The 25,331-nt window shown below is 41.2% G+C and carries 19 protein-coding genes; 14 read left to right on the top strand and 5 right to left on the bottom strand.

Annotated features, from left to right (window positions below; genetic code table 11):
• Nucleotides 1-67: 67 nt before the first annotated feature.
• Nucleotides 68-1,171, top strand: coding sequence for a beta-N-acetylhexosaminidase (gene nagZ / locus FTV41_RS01065; protein ID WP_096901392.1), 1,104 nt, complete (start codon nt 68-70; stop codon nt 1,169-1,171).
• A 543-nt stretch (nt 1,172-1,714) separates the two neighbouring features.
• Nucleotides 1,715-2,605: a class I SAM-dependent methyltransferase gene (locus tag FTV41_RS01060; RefSeq protein WP_004974878.1), complete on the top strand. Its 891-nt coding sequence runs from the start codon at nt 1,715-1,717 to the stop codon at nt 2,603-2,605.
• Between the two features lie 59 nt (nt 2,606-2,664).
• Here FTV41_RS01060 and FTV41_RS01055 read toward each other — a convergent pair whose 3' ends face one another.
• Nucleotides 2,665-3,999 carry an alpha/beta fold hydrolase gene (locus tag FTV41_RS01055; protein WP_004974874.1) on the bottom strand — a complete coding sequence of 445 codons (1,335 nt, stop codon included), beginning with the start codon at nt 3,997-3,999 and terminating at the stop codon, nt 2,665-2,667.
• 341 nt (nt 4,000-4,340) lie between these two features.
• Between FTV41_RS01055 and FTV41_RS01050 the strand changes: the two genes are divergently transcribed.
• From FTV41_RS01050 to FTV41_RS01015, 8 genes are all read left to right on the top strand, one after another.
• Nucleotides 4,341-5,606: a glutamate-5-semialdehyde dehydrogenase gene (locus tag FTV41_RS01050; RefSeq protein WP_179996009.1), complete on the top strand. Its 1,266-nt coding sequence runs from the start codon at nt 4,341-4,343 to the stop codon at nt 5,604-5,606.
• Between the two features lie 186 nt (nt 5,607-5,792).
• Nucleotides 5,793-6,203: a hypothetical protein gene (locus FTV41_RS01045; RefSeq protein WP_026438428.1), complete on the top strand. Its 411-nt coding sequence runs from the start codon at nt 5,793-5,795 to the stop codon at nt 6,201-6,203.
• 340 nt (nt 6,204-6,543) lie between these two features.
• Complete coding sequence (locus tag FTV41_RS01040) at nt 6,544-7,761, top strand: acetate/propionate family kinase (RefSeq protein WP_096901391.1); 1,218 nt, start codon at nt 6,544-6,546, stop codon at nt 7,759-7,761.
• 55 nt (nt 7,762-7,816) lie between these two features.
• On the top strand, nt 7,817-9,955 hold the full coding sequence (pta, locus tag FTV41_RS01035; protein WP_179995943.1) for a phosphate acetyltransferase: 2,139 nt from the start codon (nt 7,817-7,819) through the stop codon (nt 9,953-9,955).
• Between the two features lie 197 nt (nt 9,956-10,152).
• A complete protein-coding gene (locus FTV41_RS01030) occupies nt 10,153-10,626 on the top strand; it encodes a hypothetical protein (protein ID WP_067763644.1) in 474 nt (157 codons plus the stop codon).
• A 5-nt stretch (nt 10,627-10,631) separates the two neighbouring features.
• On the top strand, nt 10,632-11,498 hold the full coding sequence (locus FTV41_RS01025; protein WP_067763647.1) for a hypothetical protein: 867 nt from the start codon (nt 10,632-10,634) through the stop codon (nt 11,496-11,498).
• 13 nt (nt 11,499-11,511) lie between these two features.
• Complete coding sequence (locus tag FTV41_RS01020) at nt 11,512-11,889, top strand: surface-adhesin E family protein (protein ID WP_067763650.1); 378 nt, start codon at nt 11,512-11,514, stop codon at nt 11,887-11,889.
• Between the two features lie 489 nt (nt 11,890-12,378).
• Nucleotides 12,379-13,905 (top strand): fumarate hydratase, encoded by a 1,527-nt coding sequence (locus FTV41_RS01015; protein WP_168417897.1) that lies wholly within the window; start codon nt 12,379-12,381, stop codon nt 13,903-13,905.
• Between the two features lie 101 nt (nt 13,906-14,006).
• On the opposite strand, the gene FTV41_RS01010 is transcribed toward FTV41_RS01015, so the two are convergent.
• The 4 genes from FTV41_RS01010 to tig form a co-directional block, all read right to left on the bottom strand.
• Nucleotides 14,007-14,723 carry a DUF2846 domain-containing protein gene (locus FTV41_RS01010; protein WP_096901390.1) on the bottom strand — a complete coding sequence of 239 codons (717 nt, stop codon included), beginning with the start codon at nt 14,721-14,723 and terminating at the stop codon, nt 14,007-14,009.
• A gap of 192 nt (nt 14,724-14,915) precedes the next feature.
• Nucleotides 14,916-16,226, bottom strand: coding sequence for an ATP-dependent protease ATP-binding subunit ClpX (gene clpX, locus FTV41_RS01005; RefSeq protein ID WP_004974856.1), 1,311 nt, complete (start codon nt 16,224-16,226; stop codon nt 14,916-14,918).
• A 29-nt stretch (nt 16,227-16,255) separates the two neighbouring features.
• Nucleotides 16,256-16,861, bottom strand: a complete 606-nt coding sequence (gene clpP / locus FTV41_RS01000; protein ID WP_004974855.1) for an ATP-dependent Clp endopeptidase proteolytic subunit ClpP — start codon at nt 16,859-16,861, stop codon at nt 16,256-16,258.
• Nucleotides 16,862-17,051: 190 nt separating this feature from the next.
• Entirely contained in the window at nt 17,052-18,383 is a 1,332-nt protein-coding gene (gene tig, locus FTV41_RS00995) for a trigger factor (protein ID WP_179995942.1), read from the bottom strand.
• A gap of 265 nt (nt 18,384-18,648) precedes the next feature.
• Between tig and FTV41_RS00990 the strand changes: the two genes are divergently transcribed.
• From FTV41_RS00990 to FTV41_RS00975, 4 genes are all read left to right on the top strand, one after another.
• Complete coding sequence (locus tag FTV41_RS00990; RefSeq protein WP_179995941.1) at nt 18,649-20,787, top strand: TonB-dependent receptor domain-containing protein; 2,139 nt, start codon at nt 18,649-18,651, stop codon at nt 20,785-20,787.
• 293 nt (nt 20,788-21,080) lie between these two features.
• A complete protein-coding gene (locus tag FTV41_RS00985; RefSeq protein WP_179995940.1) occupies nt 21,081-23,315 on the top strand; it encodes a catecholate siderophore receptor Fiu in 2,235 nt (744 codons plus the stop codon).
• Nucleotides 23,316-23,474: 159 nt separating this feature from the next.
• Nucleotides 23,475-24,158, top strand: a complete 684-nt coding sequence (locus tag FTV41_RS00980; protein WP_179995939.1) for a Fe2+-dependent dioxygenase — start codon at nt 23,475-23,477, stop codon at nt 24,156-24,158.
• Nucleotides 24,155-25,255: an alpha-hydroxy acid oxidase gene (locus FTV41_RS00975; protein WP_179995938.1), complete on the top strand. Its 1,101-nt coding sequence runs from the start codon at nt 24,155-24,157 to the stop codon at nt 25,253-25,255. The genes FTV41_RS00980 and FTV41_RS00975 overlap by 4 nt, the downstream gene beginning before the upstream one ends.
• Nucleotides 25,256-25,331: the final 76 nt, after the last annotated feature.

The following is a 25,331-nucleotide window of genomic DNA, read 5'->3' as shown; positions in this document are numbered from 1 at the left end:
GTAGCAAATCATTGCAGAATTCAGGTATTGTTTTTTTATTGATAAAAATCGAATACGGACACCCAATATGATTGGCGCATTGATGCTCGACATCGCTGGCACAGAACTTACTCAAGAAGATATTGAACTATTAAGCGCTCCGCAAGTCGGTGGAGTCATTTTATTTGCCCGAAATATCCAATCTCCTGCGCAAGTACGCGCCTTGACCGACCACATGCGTCAGGTACGCCCTGATATTTTAATTGCAGTCGATCAGGAAGGCGGACGCGTACAACGCTTAAAACAAGGTTTTACCCTATTGCCTGCTATGGGTAGATTTGGCGAGTTATACCAAAACGAACCTGAACGTGCCTTAGATTTAGCCGAAGAATGTGGCTGGTTGATGGCCACCGAAGTATTAGCCGTAGGCATTGATTTTAGTTTTGCACCCGTTTTAGATTTAAATGACATCAGTGATGTCATTGGAGATCGTGCTTTTGCTGCGCGTCCTGTCGATATTATTGCTTTGGCAGATGCTTTTTTACGTGGAATGCATCGTGCAGGAATGGCAACCACAGGCAAACACTTTCCTGGACATGGATCGGTTAAAGCAGACTCTCACGTTGCTGCCGCGATAGATTCACGTTCTTTTGCCGAAATTCAACAACAGGATATGCAAACCTTTATCCAACTGCAAAATCAACTGGATGCGCTCATGCCTGCGCATGTCATTTATGATCAGGTCGATCCGAACCCTGCAGGTTTTTCTGAGTTTTGGTTACAGCAAGTGCTTCGCAAAGACTTGGACTATGATGGTGTACTCTTTTCGGATGATTTAAGCATGCAGGCGGCTTGTGTAGCAGGCGATGCCGATGCACGTATTCATGCCGCTTTGCTTGCAGGCTGTGACATGGGATTGGTCTGCAACAACCGTGCTGCACAACGATTGGCTTTAAATGCGATTGCCGATTTACCCTTGCCGAATCAGGCACGTTTAGAACGCATGCGCGGTAAAATCCCTGAGCTTAGTGCAGAGTTTAGCATTGCTGAAGTTTTAGACTTGGGTGATGAATGGCGAAGCGTCCGTGATCGTATCTTGGTATTTAAAGAACAAAGTGCCACGCTACTGGCAGCACAAACTAGTCACGACCCGACCAATTATTCAAGTACCACTAAAAACGCTGCGACTTGAGATCACCACAAACTAACTAGGGTCTGTTGACAATTCGTCTATGTTTGCGACGACACATATTTTTTAGCTGATATAAGGCATGGGACAGGAAATTTAGTCATTCTAAATGACTGGCACATAACGCAATAGCAGCAAAAAATATGCTCGCCCCCTTGCGCAGCAAACAAAGCAACGCTTTGTTCTTGCTCATGTGGCTAAAACTTTCTCAGATTGCGTTATGGAACTTGAAAATAGGTCCACTATTCCCTGCGTTTTATGCCTGATCTGCTCAGTTTTAGCCTACAGCGCAAGCCATTTATGAAATGTCAACAGACCCTATACGCCTTCACTTTTTCACAGCATTTATACGACAAAGGAACACGACAGCTTATTCCTTTTTGATTATGATAAACTTATTCTATTTTGAGTATATGCCTGACACCGCAGCTTGAGTGTCAAAGCATGCCTAAAAAGACAACGACCACCATACAAACAATTAAGGTCTATACGAAAATGACAAAAACATTGCTGAACAGCAAAATCACGACAGAAAAAAGGACTGAAATGCACAACTCGGATGCCAAGCCAACTCGCTCAGACACGACTGCATTGTCCAAACATCGGCATATTTCTTTTACCGCACATTATACGGGATATATCTGGTATCAAAGGGGGATTTCACATCCTGTATTTGCGACCCGAAAAGGCAAGTTTTTAGCCAAATTGGTACATCCTTTAGAAAACTGGGCAGAACGTCATGTGGGCGGCAGTATGCGCAGCACCCTCAAACAACGTCACCAAATGATTGATGCACACTTAACCGCACTGATTCAGCAACATCCGCAATTACAAGTGCTCGAAATTGCATCTGGGCTGTCACCACGCAGCTGGAACTTTCGACAAAAATATCCTGAACTGAATTACCGTGAACTGGATTTGCCTGATATGGCGCAAATTAAAACTCAAGCGTTACGACAAATTGACCACGACGCACCTGAAGTTCTCACCGCCGATATTTTTAGTGAATCCTTTCAACAGGCCTTTGAATATTTTGATCACTCGCAGCCCTTAGTAATTATTAGTGAAGGTTTAATTAACTACTTCAGCAAAGACATGCTACAACAGCTGTTAAATGGCATGTGTAACTACACCCAAGACTTTCCAGAACTGCATTATTTAACCGATATTTACCCTGAACCCGTCAAAAACAAGCTCGCCAATTTTATTTGGAACTGCAGCCGATTATTGAAATTTATGTCACGCAGTGCTTTCACCTTTCACTTTCAATCTCCGCAGGAATTAACTCAGTTTTTTCAAAATGCAGGTTTTGAGCAAGTGCAGCTACAACAACCACAACTGTATTTTTCCAACAGCTCTTTAGAAAAAACAACCGCAGAACATTTAGGCGATTTAGTCTGGATGGTTCATGCCTACAAAAAAAATAGCGTGGTTTAACACGCTATTTTGATTCTATTTTCTTTGGATAATTTTAAACCAAGCACTGATTTTATCTACTAACGGGCATATTCCAAATTTTGTGCAGCCGCTTTTTGACGTTCCACATAACGCAACAAACGTTCTGCCACCTCAAAACTACCATGCTTAAATAATGCGCGTAGTTGCTGCCCTTGGCTTTCAAAAATTAAACATTCAATGCTAAAACTGCCTTCCTCATCCTGTAATTCTAAGGCCATATCTCGTTCAAACTGTGCTGCTTGTGCCGCCAACGCAGCATTTTCAAAATCAAGCAATACACCAAAGAAGTTTAAATCGACAATGTGCGTGGCAATTTTCAAATCAGAATGACGATACTGCAAATGACTTTGCGGATTTTGCACCCGAATACGCGCTTCTCCACGGCGTTCCATCGTCAATAGTTGCGCACGTGTCATTGGAATAATGCCATCTAAGTCCTGAATAGATTCATCGCTTAAAAAGGTCGCAAATAAATTCATGGTTTCTTTACGGCGCTGTAATTGCGGCACATGATCTGCATTGGCAATCATGGCAAATTCCATGTTCGGGCACTGTAAGGCAAAATTGGCATTTTCATGCGGCAAGGTAAAACTGTCATATTGCCCACACGCCACCAAAACCTTACATTGCGGAATAGGCACATTGGTTAACCGCAATAAACGGTTGCAGTTCACATCGTAGCGATCTTGCTCTGTAGCGGTAAAGTCGGCCATTTGTCGGTAAAACAAACGCTTTGCAGTCGGTGACATGCGAGTTTGTTCCATTTTGGCATGATTGACCAAGTATAAAATCACCGCCTGACCAAATTCATCCATGCGCTGCTCTTTCATTAAATGCAGTGATTCTTCAAGCAACATGCGCCAACTTTTACGGGTCTTTTGCATAACCCCCATTAAAATCATGCGATCAATCAATTCAGGACGCTGATCTGCTAGACACGATGCCACCACCGAACCCAATGACATGCCCATGACGGATACTTTATCTAAGCCGACAATATCCAGCCAATCACCCAACATCTGACCTAAATCATGCAGTTCTAGCGTTCCTGCCGACTCACCTGTTTCCACATTGGTCATTTGCTGATTGGCGCCCATAGATGGCATATCAATTAAAATGATTGGCCCTGCACGAAAAAGCTGCTCGACACAATATTTATATGAATTAAAGTTTTGGAATGCACCACCAATAATCACAATTGGAGTTAAATGTGCGGTTTCTGGCTGAGCAATTGCCATGTATTCCACTTTCCAGCCGTTGATCCAAGTGGTACGAGCGGGTTGTTTAAAGCTGTGTTTATCGTAAATATCAAAAAAACAGACATGCGAACTTGCGTCCTGTACATCCGTGTCCATCTGGATCATGGAATTCATATTCCTTACCTCCATGCGCATTTTATTTTTATTGTGCAAGTGTTCGTCATTGAACGATTACCCACTTATCTGAATTAAAGTGGCATCCTGCTTATTGTTGTGAATGACATCAATGTCGTTATCGCATCATTCTATACAGGTGCTGATTTTATACGCAACATTTTCTATGACCGCTCATCTACTTTTAAATCATAAAGCATTTCAAAATATTAATTTTTGTGATGAAAGCATTGAAAAATATGAAAAGATTGAACAATTTAGTCGATTTTCCGCTGAGACGCTTCATTGTGCAGGCACAGACTGTTAATATCGAGTTGAAATTTCTAAGTGATCAAACCGCTATGCAAGAGTCTATTGAACAATATATGCAAACGGTAGGACAACAAGCACGCCAAGCCTCTCGTGTCTTAGCAAGCGCTTCTACCCAATCTAAAAACAATGCGTTATCGGCTATTTATACGGCATTGGAAAATAGCGAGTCCGCTATTTTAGCTGCCAACCAAATTGATATGACCAAAGGTCGTAACAACAACTTGGATAGCGCACTGCTTGATCGCTTAGAACTTAACCCCGCACGCTTTAAAGGCATGTTACAAGGTCTGAAAGATGTGATTGGTCTCATGGATCCAATTGGTGAAATTACTGATATGGCTTACCGTCCATCTGGTATTCAATTGGGCAAAATGCGTGTACCGCTAGGTGTGGTGGGCATGATTTACGAATCACGTCCAAACGTAACCCTTGAAGCTGCGTCTTTGGCATTAAAATCAGGCAATGCGATTATTTTACGTGGTGGTTCTGAAGCACTGGAATCTAACCAAGCGATTGCTGCCGCGATTCAACACGGCTTAAAAGCATCAGGCTTGCCAGAAACATCGGTGCAAGTGATTAACACCTCAGACCGTGCTGCCGTTGGGCAATTAATTACCATGTCTGAATATGTAGATGTAATTGTGCCACGTGGCGGTAAAAGTCTGATTGAACGCATCAGCAATGAAGCGCGTATTCCAGTGATTAAACATTTGGATGGTAACTGTCACGTATTTGTAGAAGCACAGGCCGATTTACAAAAAGCCCTGCCTATTGCCCTGAATGCAAAAACTCACCGTTATGGCGTGTGTAATGCTATGGAAACCTTGTTAGTCGATGAGCGAGTTGCTGAGCAATTTCTACCTCGCATTGCAGAACTGTATGCAGAGAAACAAGTTGAATTACGCGGTTGCCCTGCAACCCAAAAGATTTTAGGCACGACTGTCAAAACTGCCACAGAAGAAGACTGGTACACCGAATATCTAGGTCCAATTTTGGCGGTTAAAGTGGTTTCAGGAATTGATGAGGCAATTGAACATATCAATAAATATGGTTCACATCATACTGATGCCATTATTACTGAAAACTTTAGTTTGGCGCGTCAATTCTTGGCTGCGGTAGATTCTAGTTCAGTCATGATTAACGCTTCTACACGCTTTGCTGATGGTTTTGAATATGGTTTAGGTGCTGAAATTGGAATCTCTACCGATAAAATTCATACCCGTGGCCCTGTCGGTTTGGAAGGTTTAACCTCACAAAAATGGATCGTGTTTGGCGATGGTCAAATCCGCCAATAAAATCCATCTGTAATTTTGCAATATCCAAATATAATGTTCAGTTTCACAGGAAGCTGAACATTATTCCCTTCTATTTTTTAGACATTGTTTTAAGACACAGTTCCACTACACATTTCTGCCTCACGCTCACTTAAAATAAAAACACCATCAAGATTAGAAAAATCATCAAAAAGAGTGGCGATGCTTATGTTTTATTATTTGATTATTAGTACCTTTGCTTTAGCACTGTTGGTGTCGTTCATTGTCATGCGTCTGTTTTCCAGCTCCATCAATGCAATTTTGGCGCGTATCATCCACGACCCAATTCATGAAGCATGGGCAAAGTACACCAAATTTGCAGGCATGGTGGTCGGCACATCTTCAGGCATTCGTATTTACGATATGGAAAAATACATTACCCCACTCACCTATGCCGAAAATGACAAAAGAATTGTGATTGAACTGACGCAAGAACGCTGGGTATTGGAAATTTACCGCACCATTATTGAAACCTTACAAGGCTTGGCGTGGATGATGTTGGTGTTTTTTATGGTGGCACTGATTGCTTATGTGATTGTCCGTTGGTCGGAAATTAAATACGCTGCCAAATCAAAATAAACCGACAAAGATTGAGGAAATAATTTAAAACAGTTTGCCACTCGCCTGCAGAATGAAGTGTGCTATGTTAAGAGAATACAACAGGAATTAAGCAGAAATTTTAGACCATCATTTCATGAAAAAATGAAAGTTTCGGGCTGATAAATTTTAATTATTTCTGATTTCATGGTCGATAATGCTTAAGTCTAATCTCCTAAAGTCTATCTAGGAGCAATAAAAAACCCATGATAAAACATACGTAATGATCAAGATTGCAACACAATAGATTGCCGTTTGCCATATCTTGCAATGCAGCTTGATTGACTAGGGATAACTTCAATTAGAATTCGGGTACATAAAAGTGACTACATCAGTATTAGTGATTAACTGCGGATCTTCTTCTATCAAATATGCGCTTGTATCTGAAAGCGTTGGAGATCGTATCTTTGGTTTGGCAGAAAATCTAGGTTCTGCTGATGCGCGCATTAAAGGCATTACCGCAGGTGGTGAGCCGCTCGAACTTTCTATTCCACATGCTGACCATGAAAAAGCATTGGAAACTATTCTTGGTCGCTTATCTCAATATAAGCCACAAGCCATTGGTCACCGCGTTGTACACGGCGGTACTTTAACCAAAGCAGAATTATTAACTGAAGAAATCGTGCAACGTATTCGTGAAGCAACTCCGCTTGCACCTTTACACAACCCTGCACACTTGGTGGGTATTGAAGCAACAATGCGTTTGTTCCCAGAACTTCCGCAAGTGGCTGTATTTGATACTGCATTCCACCAAACGATGCCTGCTCACGCTTACCGTTATGCAGTGCCTAAATTCTTATATACCGACCACAACGTACGTCGTTATGGCTTCCACGGTACAAGTCACGCATACGTTTCAGAGCGCGGTTCAGAGTTGGCTGGCAGCTTCAAACAAGGTGGCTGGTTAACTGCTCACTTGGGTAACGGTAGCTCGACTTGTGCAATCTGGAATGGTCAAAGTGTAGACACATCGATGGGCCTAACCCCACTTGAAGGTTTGGTGATGGGTACTCGTAGTGGTGATGTAGACCCAAGCTTACACAGCTTCCTTGCAAGCAACTTAGGTTGGGATATCTACAAAATTGACAAAATGCTAAACAGCCAAAGTGGTTTACTTGGTTTGTCAGGCTTATCGAACGACATGCGTACCCTGATTGAAGCATCTGAACAAGGCAACGAAGATGCAACGCTTGCAATTGAAGTATTCTGCTACCGTTTAGCTAAATCTTTAGCTGCACTTAGCTGTGGTTTACCACGCTTAGATGGCTTATTCTTCACAGGTGGTATTGGCGAAAACTCTGCGTACATCCGTGAAAAAACTGTATCTTACTTGCCACACTTTGGCTTTAACTTCAGCAAAGAACGCAATGACAGCTTAAAACGCGGTACTGAAGGTCGTATTGATGCAGGTACAGGCGGTCCACAAATTTGGGTTGTACCAACTGACGAAGAAGGCCGTATTGCGAAAGAAACTGCGCAAGTTGCAGAGGAGCTAAAGTCAGCTGCAAAAAAGTCTGAATGTGACGCTGCGATTGCTTAAGCAATCGTAGTGCTCAGCCACTTTCAATCAGTCCCTTTACGATTTAGAAAAAATTATGAAAACAATACTTTTGGTTCCTACAGAAATTGGTGTTGGTTTAACATCAGCATGTTTAGGTTTAATTTACGCTTTGGAATGCCAAGGCGTAAAAGCAGGTTTCTTAAAGCCTTTTTCACAAGAATTACAACCTGAAGCAGACCGCACAACTGCGTTGTATCGTCACCTGTTCAAGCATGAAACAGTTGAGCCGATTTCTTATACTGCGCTGACTGAGCGTTTAAAAAATGATGAAAATGACGAATTGCTTGAAGATGCAGTTCGTTTACATCGTGAAATTTCTAAACATCACGATATCATTATTGTAGAAGGCGTGTTGCCAAACGGACGTGATCCATTTGCAACTGAATTGAATGCAAATTTGGCTAAAGCACTTGATGCAAAAGTCATTATTGTCAGCAATGCCGACATCAACAATGCTGTTAAAACAGCGTCAAAAGTAGACAATCAATTACGTTTCTTTGGTGGTGCAACTTGTGAGCGTACTGCGGGCGTATTGTTTATGCGTACCAAAGGTTTACCAGAAGATTCTGCACAAATTCCTGTTACGCTTGATCCAAACTTACGTTTAATTAGCGACACCAACCAGTTTGTCAGCAAAATTCAAACTACACATCCAATGATTGGTAAAGATTGCATGCCAGTGATTGGCTTGGTGCCATTCAGCAATACTTTAAGTGTGCCACGCATGTCGGACTTGGCTGCACACATTTCTGCAGAATGGATTAGCCAAGGTGAAGCTGCGCAGCGCCGTGTTCTACACAGCAGCCTGATTGCATCAAACATCGAACATGAAATGCACAAATTTGTTGCAGGCGAACTGATCATTAGTGGTTCTGACCGTGTAGATGTATTGCTTGCCAGTAGCTTAGCTAGCAGCAATGGTATTCCACTTGCAGGTTTGGTGTTGACTGAACATCAAGCACCAAGTACACAAGCTTTAGAATTCTGTCAAACGGCGATCAAAAATGGCTTGCCAATTTTACATACTAAATTGAGCACCTTTGAAACTGCACAACAGTTATTAAACCTGAGCAACGAAATTCCTGTAGATGATACTGAGCGTGCAGAACAAGTTACCCGCTTTGTGGCCAGTCACATCAATGCAGAATGGTTAACCCAATTAATCAGCGATACGCATAAACCACGTTTATCGCCTTCTGCGTTCCGCCATGAATTGGTGCAAAAATCTATTGCAGCGAAAAAACGTATCGTGCTTCCAGAGGGTGATGAGCCACGTACCGTTCAAGCTGCAGCGATTTGTCAATCACGTGGTATTGCCCACTGCGTATTATTGGCAAAACCAGAAGCGGTAGTCGATGTTGCCAAAGCACGCGGTATTGAGCTTCCACACGACTTAGAAATCATTGATCCTGACTTGATTCGTGAAAACTATGTCGAAAAAATGGTTGCGATGCGTAAAGGCAAACTTACTGACGATCAAGCACGTGAACAGCTGCAAGACACTGTCGTATTAGGTACGATGATGTTAGCACTTGATCAGGTTGATGGTTTGGTGTCTGGTGCTGTGCATACTACAGCCAATACAGTTCGTCCCGCATTCCAGCTCATTAAAACTGCACCTGATTATTCATTGGTATCTTCAGTATTCTTTATGCTGTTACCAGATGAAGTATATGTGTACGGTGACTGTGCGATTAACCCAGACCCAGATGCGGAACAATTGGCTGAAATTGCAATCCAGTCTGCAGACTCTGCAAAAGCGTTTGGTATTGACCCACGCATTGCGATGATTTCTTATTCAACCGGTACTTCAGGTGCAGGTGCTGATGTAGAAAAAGTAGCGAAAGCGACTGAAATTGCGAAACAGCGTCGTCCTGATTTACTGATTGATGGCCCATTACAGTACGATGCAGCATCTGTTGAAAGTGTTGGTCGCTCTAAAGCACCTAACTCTGAAGTTGCAGGCCGTGCCAATGTGTTCATTTTCCCTGACCTGAACACTGGTAACACGACTTATAAAGCCGTACAACGTTCTGCGAATGTGGTAAGTGTTGGTCCAATGCTACAAGGTTTGAACAAACCAGTAAACGACTTGTCTCGTGGTGCATTGGTAGATGACATTGTGTTTACCATTGCATTGACTGCAATTCAAGCAGAGCAACAGTCGAGCTAATCAAATATCTGCCTGATATTCAAATCAGACCATTCAATGATGTAAAAATTGAATGGTCTATTTGTATCTGAACTATGTTTACTGTATCTTTTAGATTCGTTATTTTATGTATACGACTCATTGATATATAAAGTAATTTTTAACTAAAACTTTAAAAATAAAATAATTTCTAACTTATTTTTTAGAGGGAATAAAACATGATTCGTCAACTCATGCTACTTGGCTGTTTCACCTTGACTAGCACCTTTACTCAAGCTGGCTGGCTCACCAAAGCCATAGACAAATGGAACTCGTCAAGCGACCTAAATGAAAATATTTTCGTTCAATATCCAACAGTTCAAGAGTATTTTCACGATAAATTTAAAAGTCCACGTCAAATTGCATTGAATAATGTTTCATACAAGGCTGGTGTGGTGATGTATGAACGCGCTCAACAATATTGTGAAAAAGACTTAGGACAACTGGTTCAAATTGAACAACATCCTAAATCTTTATATCCATATCGTGGGGCAGAAATTTTAGATACACCAAACTTACAAAAATATTATGGTTTATTTGAATGTCAAAATATTGCCAACCCTTGGAAAGTCTATTTTGATCATCAAAATCAACGCATTATTCAAAGCCTAACGCCAATCTTGTCTGTCGATGTCAGTTATGTATTTGAGTAATTATCATGAATAAGAAAATTTTAATCTTCACATCAAGTCTGTTGTTACTCACAGGCTGCCAAGTGACAGGCGAACAAAATAATCTTTATCAAAAAGTTTTAAGCTATTCAGGTCAATCTACCAAAAGCGAACCCTTAAATGGCGCACAAAATCGTTTTAGTATTATTGTGCCAAAAAGTAGTGTCAATGAAACCACACGTTTTAAGGGATTGGTGTCAAACCAAAACTACTTCTCTAGTTTAGCGCGTAGTCAATATTTTGATCATATTTGGAAACGTTATTATTCAACTTTAAGATCACTCTCTGATACCACGACAAAGCTTCGTATTTGTAACAGTACTTTTGCTGAAGATCGAAGACAGCCTTCTTCTGTCTCTAACTCATGCAGTGAAGTCACTTTAAAAACCCATGTCAAAGACATTGGTTCAGCCTATCAGATTAATTTTGAGGGTATTAACGTCGACCAGCATCAGCAAAGTTTTGCACTCTCAAAAATTGAGGTTCCCAATGTCTATAGCTCCGTTGGCGTGCTAGATCAAAACCTTTTGAAATCCACCTTCGGATATTATGATCGTATTGAATTTAAGTCGAAACTCAAAACTGAACAATTAGCACAAAAACTTGGGCATCAATTTGGTTCAGTCCAAATCTATAAAGATAATGGTGAAATATATCTTCAAGTCAATTTTGACCATGAATATAGAGTCGATCAAGCTGTCTCACCGATTAACTGCAAAACCAACCCTACAAAGCCAAATGTTGCACCGATAATCAGATGTGATTATGCAATTTTTTCTGCCAAAGGGATTTCAGACTACCGTCAAAATAAAATACAAACAGAAAATTTTATCAAAAAAGTCTTTTTAAATTAGGATGAAAATAAAAATGAAAAAACTACTTCTTATACTAATGAGTATCATCGCGATCCAAAGTGTATATGCTGAAAACTTTAAAACCATGCTGAGAAATAATGGAATTACTTTCCAGATTGATTTAGATAGCATTAAGAAACAAGGGCAATATCACCATGTCGTTGTGGCGCAAAAATTTAATAACACCAAAACAGAAGGCGCTCTCAAATATAATGAATTACGCTCAGATTTCATTTTGGACTGCGCTTCAAACCGTGAATACATTTCACGCTTAAGCCGTTACCAAAATGGCACCATGGTCTGGGAAATGGCCAATCCAGAAAGCTTTAAATTGGAGAAAAATGACTCAGGAATGATTGAATATATTTGTGAAAATGAAATTAAATCTTAAAAATTAATTTTTTGTGATTTTAAATATTCGATTATTTTTATGATCAATACTAAAGACATAAAAAAGAAGATGAAGCTTAGGCTTGATCTTCTTGTTGACCGTAGAACCAAGTAGCTGCGATAAACATAGAAAAACCAATAACTGATGCAACGACTGTAATCATAAAAACATACTCAAGTTTCGATGAGTGCATTATGCGAAAGTTTTATGACAGTTATATGACAATATAAAATTCATTGTAATATTTAATATAAATATAATTTTCAATAACTTAATGATAATTTAAATGAAAAATCAACCTGTAATAAATGAAATATGACAGCGAAGATGACGCTTTTCTTGTCATATATGACAGTTTTTAACATAAATATGACACATAGATGGCCTATTAAACTTTAGACCCAAAACGCTGTATAAACGCCCACAACTTTCTGTTTTTATCTTATAATTTAGTCCGCTAGCTATCCGCCCGCTCAAGAGATTTTTGATATGACAACTATTATCAAGCAAGATGACTTGATCACTTCGATCAAAGACGCGCTTCAGTTTATTTCCTACTATCATCCACAAGACTTCATCCAAGCGATGAGCCGTGCTTATGATCGTGAAGAAAACAAAGCTGCGAAAGATGCGATTGCACAGATCTTAATTAACTCACGTATGTGTGCAGAAGGCCATCGTCCAATCTGTCAAGATACTGGTATCGTAAACGTATTCCTTGAAGTGGGCTTAGACGTTAAATTTGATTTAACCATGAGCTTAGATGATGCAATTAACGAAGGTGTACGTCAGGGTTACCTAGAAAACTCAAACGTGCTTCGTGCATCTGTATTGGCTGATCCTGCATTTGGTCGTAAAAACACCAAAGACAACACCCCAGCAGTCATTCACTACAAACTCGTTCCGGGTAACAAAGTTGATATTACGGTTGCTGCTAAAGGTGGCGGTTCAGAAAACAAATCTAAATTGGCCATGCTAAATCCATCTGACTCAATTGTAGACTGGGTACTTAAAACTGTTCCGACCATGGGTGCAGGCTGGTGTCCACCAGGTATGTTGGGTATTGGTATTGGTGGTACTGCTGAAAAAGCCATGATGCTTGCAAAAGAAGCACTCATGGAAGAAATCAACATGGACGAATTATTGCGTCGTGGCCCACAAAACAAAATGGAAGAACTCCGTATCGAGATCTTCGAGAAAGTAAACGCATTGGGTATTGGCGCACAAGGTTTAGGCGGCTTAACTACCGTTCTTGATATTAAAATCAAAGACTATCCTTGCCACGCTGCGGGCAAACCAGTGGGTATGATTCCAAACTGTGCGGCAACACGTCACGCACACTTCCAGTTAGATGGTTCAGGTGTTGCACACATTCAAGCACCTAAACTGGATGACTACCCAGAAGTAACTTGGGACTCTTCTAAATCTAAACGTGTAGATTTAGACAACATTACTCAAGAAGAAATGAACACTTGGCAGCCGGGCGATACTTTATTATTAAACGGTACGATTTACACAGGTCGTGATGCTGCGCACAAACGCATGGTAGACATGATCAACAATGGTGAAGAATTACCAGTCGACTTAAAAGGCAAGTTCATTTACTACGTTGGCCCAGTTGATCCTGTTGGTGATGAAGTGGTTGGCCCTGCAGGTCCGACAACAGCAACACGTATGGACAAGTTCACACGCCAAGTATTAGAGCACACTGGTTTGTTCGGTATGATTGGTAAGGCGGATCGTGGTCCTGCAGCAATTGAAGCCATCAAAGACCATAAAGCAACTTACCTTATGGCAGTAGGTGGTGCGGCTTATCTTGTATCTAAAGCTGTACGTGAAGCAGAAGTGGTTGCTTTTGAAGACTTAGGTATGGAAGCAATCTACAAGTTCAAAGTTGAAGATATGCCTGTTTCTGTTGCGGTGGATGTAAACGGTACATCAATCCACGCCATTGCACCAAAAATCTGGCAAGCTAAAATTGGTAAAATTCCTGTTGTAGATGCTGCAGCAGAATAATTTTCCAACGCAGTAATAAAGAAAAAGCACCCAACTTTGGGTGCTTTTTTATGCGTGCTAGAAATGAATAAAAGCAATGCACAAGATACAGATGAAAAACCTTACCAGGTTCTAGGATCCCACAACTTAAATGGCTGGGTTAAATGCACATCTTCTGCAGGGTCATATTTCTCATGCTTAATTTTTTGTGGCTTTTTACGCAACTTGCCTGTGGTTTGATCTTCCGCGACAAAGTTATAGCTTTCTGTTTTGAGTTGAGTAAATGCAATTTCCTGTTGTGCCGTACTTGCAGGCATGAGCATTAAAGGCCCAGAAACTTCTTTGCGAGTACTTAGGTTTTCTTCATCATACTTAATAAAATACGACTGCCCTGCCTGCACCTGAAAATCCAAATACTTCGGTTTTTGGAAATGTAATGCCCCCAAAGGACGGCTCACACTCAGACGATACGCACCTGGTGCCAGTTCAACCCAGTAATAATGATTGTGTAGTAAACTTGGAATCCGATGTTTGTTGATAAACATACTGGTCGCGACAATTTCCTGTCTGTTCCATTTGGAATCTGGACGATATAAATACACGATGGCAGCATCGGCATGTTGTGCCTGAACAGGTTTAAAATTTTGCCCTAGTTTTTGATTGACCCAACCACCAATGGTCATCATGCCCAAACGGTGTTGTTCTACAAAACCAGGTTTTTGTTCTAAATCTAAAACTTTTAAGGTACTAGGTGGTTGCGTTTGTTGCACCACGTTTTTTTTGCCATGACATCCCAGCAACATTAAACTGGTCACGACCAAGATTGCGACACCACGCATGTCTATCCCTCACTGCGTTTCTTATTTTTGTAAATCACGTTTTTGAAATCACGCTGCAAATTCATTTTGCAATTGTTGTTTTGAATAATGGGCATCCACGCCTAGGTCTAAGATTAACACTGCCTTGATTTTTTTGACAATAAAAAACGTGCCGAAACCTAGCGTTTCGGCACGTTTCAGACGAATAGCGTATTAAGCAGTTTTGCTGTCTAATACTTTTAAGTCAATTTTTTCTGCTGCAGGTTCTTCTGTTTGAGGCTGACGTTCGGTCTGAAATTCAGGTTTAGCACCTTCTTCAATCACCGCTTCAGTCACTACCACTGTGCCAACATCGGTACGGCTTGGCAAGTCGTACATGGTTTCGAGCAAGGCATTTTCCAGAATTGAACGCAAACCACGCGCACCTGTATTACGTTCAAGGGCTTTTTTCGCCACTGCACGTAATGCCGCATCTTCAAAGACTAAATCGACATTTTCCATCTCGAATAAGTATTGATATTGACGGGTTAAGGCATTTTTCGGCTCGGTCAGAATTTGCATCAATGCATCTTCATCTAGCTCGTCTAGCGTTGCAATTACAGGCAAACGACCAATGAACTCTGGAATTAAGCCAAATTTCACCAAATCGGTTGCTTCTACCTGACGAAATAAATCAGACAATTTCTTGCCTTCATCTTTTTTCTTCACGTCTGCCGTAAAACCAATGCCGCCTTTTTCTTGGCGTTGCTGCACAATTTTCTCTAAACCAGAGAATGCGCCACCGCAAATAAACAAGATATTTGAAGTATCAATTTGAATGAATTCTTGCTGCGGATGCTTACGTCCACCTTGAGGCGGAATAGAAGCCACCGTGCCTTCAATCATTTTGAGCAAGGCTTGCTGAACACCTTCACCAGACACATCACGAGTAATTGATGGGTTTTCAGACTTACGCGTGATCTTGTCAATTTCATCAATGTAGATAATGCCTTTTTGTGCTTTTTCTACATCGTAATCGGCTTTTTGCAACAGCTTTTGCACGATGTTTTCGACATCTTCACCCACATAACCCGCTTCGGTTAAAGTCGTGGCATCTGCCATTGCAAAAGGCACATCTAATAGACGTGCTAAGGTCTGTGCAAGTAAGGTTTTACCCGAACCCGTTGGACCTACCAACATGATGTTACTTTTTGAGATTTCGACAGCATCGCCTGCTTTATGCGCCTGATTGCTCACTTTTAGGCGTTTGTAATGGTTATATACTGCAACCGATAAGGTTTTTTTCGCAGTATCTTGACCAATTACATACTGATCAAGCGCAGCACGAATTTCATGTGGTTTTGGCAATGGACGTGTTGCCCAATCACCCGACTCAACTTGTTGACTGGTCTGAACCAAGTCTAAGCATACGTCCACACATTCATTACAGATGTATGCGTCCTCGCCTGCAATCAGCTTCCCGACTTCAGACTGCGTTTTACCGCAAAATGAACAATGTTTTTGTCCCTGAGGATGTTCGGACATAGTCACTCCAATATCTCAATCTTTAAAACTTATGGACGTTTTGTTAAAACTTCATCCACAAGACCGTATTCCTTCGCTGCCTGTGCAGTCATAAAGTTATCACGGTCGGTATCTCTTGCGACAGTTTCATAGTCCTGACCACTATGTTCTGCCATTAAACGGTTTAAACGCTCTTTAATGAATAGAATTTCACGTGCATGAATTTCAATATCAGATGCCTGACCACGGAAACCACCGAGTGGCTGGTGAATCATGACACGTGCATTTTCAAGACAATAACGCTTACCTTTTGCACCTGCGTTGAGCAGAAAAGCACCCATAGATGCCGCTTGTCCCATACAGTAAGTCACAACGTCAGGCTTAATAAATTGCATGGTATCGTAAATTGCCATACCTGCAGTCACAGAACCGCCTGGTGAGTTAATGTATAGGTGAATATCTTTATCCGGGTTTTCTGCTTCTAAAAACAACATCTGCGCCACAATTAAGTTGGCCATATTATCTTCGACTTCACCCGTCAAAAAAATGACACGTTCACGTAAAAGACGTGAATAAATATCAAAAGAACGCTCACCACGAGAGGATTGTTCAACCACCATGGGCACTAAAGCATTTTCAATTGTTGGAACATACATATGGTTATTTATTCCTAAATTCTTGTGACACGACTCATGTTCACAATATGAGGGATAATTGTCTAAATTGCAAAATATTCACAGCTTAAATCGTAGATATTTTGAGTTAAATGTTGTCGATCTGTGAAAAACCCAAAAACTGCGATGCAATAAAAAAGGCGCACAAAGCGCCTTTTTTACCTAAAGCCTATTAGCCTTGTTGACGAGCTTGTTGCTCTTTCAATAAGTCTTCATAGCTTACAGATGTATCAGTCACTTTTGCAGAAGCCAAGATGTGATCTACAACCTGATCTTCTAAAACAACTGCTTCGATTTGTGAACGCTGTTGTTTGTCATTTTTGAAGTATTCAATCACTTCGTTTGGATCTTCATAAGAAGAAGCCATATCTTCGATGTAAGCATCTACACGTGCTTGGTCAACTTCAAGTTTAGCATCTGCCAATACTTTGCTGACCAATACGCCTAGTTTTACAGATTTTTCAGCTTGTTCTTTGAACAATTCATCTGGAAGCATGCTTGAGTCAAATGCTTTTGCACCTTGCGCACCAAACTGCTGAGTGAATTGCTGAATCATTTGCTGACGTTGACGGTCAACTTCTTGAGCAACCATCGCTGCTGGAAGTTCAACTTCGTTTGCCGCAACGAGTGCATCAAAAGTTGCGCCTTTCACTTGGTTACGTAAACCATTTTTCACTTCACGTTCCATGTTTTTACGAACGTCAGCTTTTAATTTGTCTACGCCATCTTCTTCAGAAATACCGAAGATTTGTAGGAATTCAGCATCAATTTCTGGAAGTTTTTGCTTTTCAACAAGTTTCACAGTGATTTTGAATTGAGCTGCTTTACCTGCAAGGTTCGCTGCTTGGTAGTCTTCAGGGAAAGTTACATCAATCACTTTCTCTTCGCCTTTTTTCATGCCCACGATACCATCTTCAAAACCAGGAATCATGCGACCAGAACCAAGTACCAGTTTAAAGTCTTCAGCTTCACCGCCTTCAAACTTCTCGCCATCTACAGTGCCTTCAAAGTCAAAAGTCACTTGCATGTCTTTTTTCGCCATGCCTTTGGTTTCAACCCAAGAAGCACGTTGCTTTTGAAGGTTTTCAAGCATTTGTTCAACATCGCTATCATTTACTTCAGAAGACTTGCGTTCAACTTCCAAACCGTCAAATTTCACTTCAACTTCTGGATAAACTTCAACAGTCGCTTCATATACTAAAGCGTCGTCTTTCATTTCAGTTTTTTCGATGTTTGGCATACCCACAGCATTGATTTTTTCTTGTTGGATTGCTTCAAACACGGTGTCACGAATAATGTCGTTGACCACTTCTTGATAAATACCCGCACCGTATTCACGACGAACAACGTTTAGAGGCACTTTACCTGGACGGAAGCCGTTAATCTTCACAGTTTTGGCAGTGCGTTTCAAGCGAGCTTCAAACTGCTCGTTAATACGGCTCGTCGGTACAGATACATTTAAACGACGGGCAACGCCCGAAACCGCTTCAGAAGTTACTTGCATGGCTTCCTCGATATAGTTAGTAATAACAGTTTATAAAAAAGTGCCACATTATATGACAACATTAAAGGATATACAAAATACGTTCTGATCTCGACTGAATTTTTTTAATCGGAGCGCTATTTTCTGTAAATTTTCAACTTTGTGTATATTTCTTGTTGTAAATAAGAATCCTTATCATTATTATTAGCCAACTCCTTCATGAATGATTCTAATTACCATATAGGTCTAAATTAGGATCATTGATTCATATTAGAGATATAATTTTATGGCTAAGTTCAACCTACACCCGCTGTGTCTTGCATTACTTGGGGCAACCTCTACTGCTGTTTTCGCAAATACCTCTACCGATGCGACTTCAACCCACCAACTTTCCACAATTGTGGTTTCAGCGGCAGGTTTTGAACAAGAGCTAAAAAATGCACCCGCATCTATAAGTATAGTCAGTAAAGAAGATATTGAGAAAAAAAATGCGACCAGCATTGCAGACTTACTGGCAGATGTTCCTGGTATCGATATACGTTCTGGTGTCGGTAAAACCTCTGGTCTAAATATAAAAATGCGTGGTCTTGGAAATGATTACAGCTTAATTTTAATTGATGGTCGTCGTCAAACTACCTCTTCAGATGTTACCCCAAATGGTTTTGGAGAAACATCAAACGGATTTTTACCCCCACTGGCTGCAATCGAAAGAATTGAAGTGATTCGTGGACCTATGGCTACTCGCTATGGCTCAGAAGCGATGGGTGGTGTGATCAATATCATTACCAAAAAAGTGTCTGATGAGTGGAATGGGAATGTCACTGTCAGCGGTAATGTCATGGAAAGTAATGCCGAAGCAGACTCATGGAAAACCAGTTTTGTCGTCAATGGACCACTGATCAATGACCGTTTAGGTTTGCAACTACGTGGCAGCTATTTAGACCGTCAACGTTCAGAGCGTATTCAGGGTTCAACAGGTCGTGACCCACGCCCAAGCAAAGCTGATAATTATGATATCGGTGCAAAATTAGACTTTAAACTTGATGATCAAAACTCTTTTTGGATCGATGGTTTTTCATCAACTCAAAAATATGACAATTCAGATCAACGTTTGGGTAACTTCATTTCTCGTGGCGGTATTGCAGGATATGAAGATGAACTTGAGTTTAATCGTATTCAAATTGCTGCAGGTCATGATGGACAATATGACTTCGGTTTGTGGAAAACTTATATCAGTCAGAATACAACTGAGACTAAAGGACGCACCATTCCAACGGATGCATTTCCAGCACTTGCAGGACAACCCCGCAAATTAGAAAATACTGATTTAGTCTTTGACTCACATTTAGTCACTCCAATTGCGAACCACAAACTCACTATTGGCACCGAATATAAAGACACTACTATTGCAGATGATATCGCAGGCATTGGTAAAGAATTTACTCAAGATACTTGGTCACTGTATGCTGAAGATGAATGGCAATTAAGAGATAACCTTTATTTTACCTTTGGTGGACGCTACGAAGATCACAGTGGTTTTGGTGGACAGTTTAGCCCGCGCGCATATTTAGTATGGAATACAACTGATGACTTAACGATTAAAGGAGGCGTCAGCACAGGCTATAAAACTCCATCAGCCAAAGATTTGTATAACGGTATCAATGGTTATAGTGGACAAGGTGCAACACCAAGTCTCGGAAATCCTGATCTAGATCCAGAAACTTCAGTCAACTATGAACTTGGTTTTAATTATCAACCGACTGATGCTTTAAATTTAACGGCAACAGCATTCTTCAACCAAGTTGAAGATAAAATTATTTCTAAAACATTTAGCTGTCAAACCAATAACTGTTCTAACTTCAGCAACAAAGTTACCTCTTTTAGTAAAAGCTTTAATGCTGATGAAGCAGAAATTTACGGATTAGAAACTTCATTGCAGTACCAAATTATCCCAGAATGGGATATCAAAGCCTCCTACACCTTTACAGAATCAGAAATCACCAAAGGTGATGATAAAGGGTATGCTTTAGAATCAACTGCTAAACATTTACTTAACTTGACTTCAACTTGGCATATTAATGATGCATTTGATATTTGGTTACAACATGAGTACCAATCTGGTCGCCCTCGCTTTACTGCCAAACCAACAGATGCCGGCTCACAAAGCATTGAAGTACAAACAAATAATGAGTTCTCTGGGTATAACCTCTTTAACTTAGGCACAAGCTATCAATTTAACGATCACATTCGTATTAATGCTGCGGTAAACAACTTACTAGATAAAGACTTTACCCAAAATATGGATTACATCGATATCAATGGTGATACACAACAGGCATATAAATATCTATCTATCGGACGCAGTTCTGAAGGTACATATTTAGCAGGTCGTAACTACTGGCTCTCTGTTTCTTATGACTTCTAAGTCTTAAAACTTCATCTCAAACCCTGCTTCGGCAGGGTTTTCTGTCTTTACTCCCAAGACTTTCACGTTCACATCGTTTTATTAAATAAAAATATTGATAATGATTATTATTTTCAAATAAGAATTAGAAAAAAGTGCCGTTCCGCACATTGTTGTTGATAATGATTCTCAATACAATTAGCAACAATTGTTATAGACGTCATAACAACAACTTCACACTTTATTCATTTTGAACTAAAAACGCTGAATAAAGCGTGGCCTCCTGTTGGTTTACATTTAGGGAAATACCATAAATGGCACAGATCAAAAGCCGCAAACACAATCGCTCTGCGCAACTGATGGCTTTAGCCGCCTCTCTTCCACTACTTGCACATGCCGCAAGCCCTGAAGATGACGTCACCCACTTACCCACCATTACGGTTAAATCAGAAGCCGAAAGCAAATACAAGGCAGACAGTTTAAGCTCTGCAAAATACACACAGCCGTTGTTGGATACTCCACAAACCATATCTGTAATTAAAAAAGAAATTTTGCAGGAGCAAGGTGCAACCTCGTTGGTTGAAGCCTTACGCAACACTCCAGGCATTACCCTGCAACTTGGTGAAAATGGTAATACCAGCGCAGGCGATGCCTTTCAAATGCGTGGTTTTTCCACCCAAACCTCGACCTATGTTGATGGTGTCCGAGATTTAGGCGCAATCAGCCGTGATGTATTTAACATTGATCAAATTGAAGTTGTCAAAGGCCCATCGGGTTCAGAAGCGGGTCGTGGTGCAGCATCGGGTTATATCAATTTAGTCAGCAAATTACCGCAAAGTGAAAGCAGTCAGGAAATTTCTGCAACTTACAACACAGCACAACATACAAGACTTTCTGCAGATATTAACCAAATCATCAATCCTAATACCGCCTTTCGCCTGAATGTGATGGGTCAAGAAGGCGGCATAGAAGGACGCGACTATATTGAAAACAATAGTTATGCCATCGCCCCTTCTATTGCCTTTGGATTAAATACTGCCACACGCCTGTATTTATATTCTCAACACATCAGACAACGCAATATTCCAGATGGTGGCATTCCAACTGTGGGCATGCAAGGCTTTTACAATACCGATTCACTGTTAGCCACTGCGCCTAAAGTCAATCGGGAGAATTTTTATGGCCATGTCAATGACTATGAAGATGTCGATGCTGATATGTTCACCGCAAAAATTGAAAGTGATTTAACCGATCAACTCAAACTGACCAATATCACCCGTGTAGCGAAAACCCACATGAATCGGGTTTTAACAGGCATCAATACAGGTGCAAATGGTCTTCGAACCAATGGTTCATCAAACCCTGCCGAATGGGAAGTGAACCGCTCCCGCCAAGGCGTCGATCAAGAAAATAAAATTCTGACCAATCAAAGCACTTTAAACTGGAGTGTCAAAACGGGGGCAGTACAGTATGATGTTGTTGCAGGCATGGAGTTTTTAAAAGAACAGCAATCTAGCAAACTCATGGCAACTCAGCTGCCTGGCGAAGCCACTGCCGATACACCGTGGGCCAATCTTTATCACCCAGACCGCAATCAAGCCATGCCAGCGCTTATTTATAATGGCGGTTATACCGATGGTGAAACCCAAACGGCAGCCGCATATTTATTTGATACTCTAAAATTTGGGGAGCGTTTCCAGCTGAACGGCGGTGTTCGGGTCGATTATTATGAAACCGATTATCAGGGCTTAACTTTGCCGCGAGGTGGTAATGCCTTGGTCGCCAAAGACCTCAGTACGCACGACACATTGTTAAGCTGGAAACTTGGCGGTGTGTATAAACCTACTTTAAATAGCAGTGTTTATGCATCTTACGCAAAATCACTGACTCCGCCAGGCAGTGCCAACTTCACGCTGTCTGAATCAGGCAATGATGCGATTAATGCGCAGCCTCAAGAAACCCATCATTATGAGTTGGGTAGCAAATGGGAGTTATTGCAAGGCAAACTTGCTGTAGCTGCTGCTGCGTATCGTACAGAAAATGAAAATCAATCGACCATTGATCCGATTTCCCAGCTTGCCGTGCAGGAAGGCAAAAAACGTGTCGATGGTGTTGAGCTAAGTGCTGTGGGTCAAATTACCGATGCCTGGAATATTTCTGCAGGCGTTGCCCACATGAAAGTTAAACAACTGAATCAACGTTCATCGAGTAGCACAACATTATCTGAACGCTGGTCACCTGAATGGACTGCAAGCTTATGGTCAACCTACGACTGGGCAGGCTTTAAATTTGGTTTAGGCGCTCGTTATGTTGATGAACAAAAACGTGTAGTCACTGACAGCACCGCACCTGCCAACATGCCGAATATTCCAGGCTATGTCGTCTTTGATGCTTTGGTAGGCTACAACTTTAACAAACACGCTTCACTAAATCTGAACCTCTACAACCTTGCCGATAAAGAATATATCAGCACCCTTAACAATGGTGGTGGTCGTGTGGTTCTTGGACAGCCACGCTCGGCAACGCTTAGCTTGAATTACAAGTTCTAAGTAATTGCAATAAATCTATAGCGTAGCTCAAAAGAGACTATATAGATTGGTTCGGGCGATGAGTCGCTTTCATAGCACAGATCGCTCGAACTTTTACTGCTGAACCATAATGTCGAGTATTCAATTTTTTGAATTATAACTTTCACAGGAAGAATCAATATGATGCTTCACATTCCTAACGTACTCAGTAAAGTGCAAGTCCAGCAAATTCGGGCTGAGTTAGACAGTGCATCGGCTTGGCAAAATGGCCAATTCAGCGCAGGCGCGCAAGCACAAAAAATTAAACAAAATTTGCAGTTTGATCCCAAACATCCGAGTTATGCAGCACTGGCGCAAGAAATACTCAGCGCTCTCAAACAACAGGCTTTATTGCAGTCATTTGCCTTGCCGCTGCATATGCTTCAGCCGATGTTCAATTGTTATCAAAACACAGGAACTTATGGCAATCATGTCGATAGTGCGGTGCAATATTGTGCGCAGGCGCAACGTCCGATTCGTACTGATGTTTCTATGACTTTATTTTTAAGTGAACCTGAAGAATATCAGGGAGGTGAACTGATTATTGAAGACAACTATGGAAGTCATGAAGTTAAACTCAGTGCGGGCGATGCGATTGTGTATCCTGCGACCAGTTTACATCGGGTTGAACCAGTAACAGTAGGCCAAAGAATTGCGGCATTTACTTGGTGTCAAAGTATGGTGAAAGATGACTGGCAGCGCAGTATGTTGTTCAATTTAGACATGACCATTCTGCAATTACGTCAACAACTTGGTGATACCACAGAAGTATTGTCCCTGACTGCGCACTATCACAATTTGATTCGTCAATGGAGTCAATTATGAATACCGCACCATTGGCAGCCTTAAACCATATTCCCCCACATTTACAAACCATTGCCGACTATCAAAAACAGGCGCAACTACATTTAAATGCAGCCACATGGGCTAATTTAGAAGGCGCTGCGGGCGATGAATACAGTCTAAACAATAACCGAGCTGCTTTTGCCAATATTCAATTGTTGCCACGTCATTTAAATTCTTTTGCAGGGGCAAATACCCAAATTCAGCTCTTGGGCGAACAGTATCCCCACCCGATTTTTTTAGCCCCCGTGGCTTATCAACAACTGTTTCATCCGCAGGGGGAAATTGCCACAGCACAAGCCGCTGCCGCCCTGCAAGCACCTATGATTCTCAGTCATTTAAGTACCACCTCAATGAGCACACTGAATCAGGTTTCTTCTGCGCCAAAATGGTTTCAGCTGTATTGGCAAGGTAGTCGTGAAGCCGCTTTAGATTTGGTGTTACAAGCCCAGCACTATGCGTATCAAGCCATTGTTCTGACTGTAGATGCACCCCACATGGGCGTTCGAGATCGGGAACGTCGTGCTTATTTTCAGTTACCCGCACATATTCAGGCAGTGCATCATCATCCTGTGAGTACAGCAACGCTCAAGGACAATCAGCATGCTTTATTTGATGGCTTAATGCAGCAAGCCGCCACATGGGAAGATATTGCTTGGCTAGTCCAACACAGCCCACTTCCTATTTTACTCAAAGGAATTTTACACCCTGCCGATGCACAACAGGCGTATCAATGCGGCGTACAAGGGATTATTGTGTCTAATCACGGTGGTCGAGTTTTAGATACCGCAGTCAGTCCAATTCAAGTTTTAAGCACGATGCGAAAAATTTTACCGTACGATTTCCCTATTCTATTGGACAGTGGTATCCGTCGTGGCACAGATATTTTTAAGGCATTGGCCTTAGGGGCAAATGCAGTATTAATTGGACGGCCATATATTTATGGCTTGGCAGTTGCAGGTGCACTAGGGGCAGCACATAGCATCAAGCTCTTAAAAGAAGAATTTGAAGTGAGCATGGCACTCATGGGAACAAGCTGCATCGAACAGATTAACGACAGTTATATTTATCAGAAATAAAACAAATAACAGAAAAAATTTTCACAGCTATGGCTATATTTGTAAAAAACAGGGAATTATTACCCTTGCAGATCGA

The organism is Acinetobacter sp. YH16051 (genome assembly GCF_013417135.1).
GTDB classification, from domain to species: Bacteria; Pseudomonadota; Gammaproteobacteria; order Pseudomonadales; family Moraxellaceae; genus Acinetobacter; species Acinetobacter towneri.
This window is presented reverse-complemented; position numbering and strand designations above follow the sequence as displayed.

What these genes read in the sequence shown, in the direction of transcription:
- nagZ (WP_096901392.1), top strand. Translation starts at nt 68, where the DNA reads ATGATTGGCGCATTGATGCTCGACATCGCTGGCACAGAACTTACTCAA.
- FTV41_RS01060 (WP_004974878.1), top strand. Translation starts at nt 1,715, where the DNA reads ATGCACAACTCGGATGCCAAGCCAACTCGCTCAGACACGACTGCATTG.
- FTV41_RS01055 (WP_004974874.1), bottom strand. Translation starts at nt 3,999, where the DNA reads ATGAATTCCATGATCCAGATGGACACGGATGTACAGGACGCAAGTTCG.
- FTV41_RS01050 (WP_179996009.1), top strand. Translation starts at nt 4,341, where the DNA reads ATGCAAGAGTCTATTGAACAATATATGCAAACGGTAGGACAACAAGCA.
- FTV41_RS01045 (WP_026438428.1), top strand. Translation starts at nt 5,793, where the DNA reads ATGTTTTATTATTTGATTATTAGTACCTTTGCTTTAGCACTGTTGGTG.
- pta (WP_179995943.1), top strand. Translation starts at nt 7,817, where the DNA reads ATGAAAACAATACTTTTGGTTCCTACAGAAATTGGTGTTGGTTTAACA.
- FTV41_RS01030 (WP_067763644.1), top strand. Translation starts at nt 10,153, where the DNA reads ATGATTCGTCAACTCATGCTACTTGGCTGTTTCACCTTGACTAGCACC.
- FTV41_RS01025 (WP_067763647.1), top strand. Translation starts at nt 10,632, where the DNA reads ATGAATAAGAAAATTTTAATCTTCACATCAAGTCTGTTGTTACTCACA.
- FTV41_RS01020 (WP_067763650.1), top strand. Translation starts at nt 11,512, where the DNA reads ATGAAAAAACTACTTCTTATACTAATGAGTATCATCGCGATCCAAAGT.
- FTV41_RS01015 (WP_168417897.1), top strand. Translation starts at nt 12,379, where the DNA reads ATGACAACTATTATCAAGCAAGATGACTTGATCACTTCGATCAAAGAC.
- FTV41_RS01010 (WP_096901390.1), bottom strand. Translation starts at nt 14,723, where the DNA reads ATGCGTGGTGTCGCAATCTTGGTCGTGACCAGTTTAATGTTGCTGGGA.
- clpX (WP_004974856.1), bottom strand. Translation starts at nt 16,226, where the DNA reads ATGTCCGAACATCCTCAGGGACAAAAACATTGTTCATTTTGCGGTAAA.
- clpP (WP_004974855.1), bottom strand. Translation starts at nt 16,861, where the DNA reads ATGTATGTTCCAACAATTGAAAATGCTTTAGTGCCCATGGTGGTTGAA.
- tig (WP_179995942.1), bottom strand. Translation starts at nt 18,383, where the DNA reads ATGCAAGTAACTTCTGAAGCGGTTTCGGGCGTTGCCCGTCGTTTAAAT.
- FTV41_RS00990 (WP_179995941.1), top strand. Translation starts at nt 18,649, where the DNA reads ATGGCTAAGTTCAACCTACACCCGCTGTGTCTTGCATTACTTGGGGCA.
- FTV41_RS00985 (WP_179995940.1), top strand. Translation starts at nt 21,081, where the DNA reads ATGGCACAGATCAAAAGCCGCAAACACAATCGCTCTGCGCAACTGATG.
- FTV41_RS00980 (WP_179995939.1), top strand. Translation starts at nt 23,475, where the DNA reads ATGATGCTTCACATTCCTAACGTACTCAGTAAAGTGCAAGTCCAGCAA.
- FTV41_RS00975 (WP_179995938.1), top strand. Translation starts at nt 24,155, where the DNA reads ATGAATACCGCACCATTGGCAGCCTTAAACCATATTCCCCCACATTTA.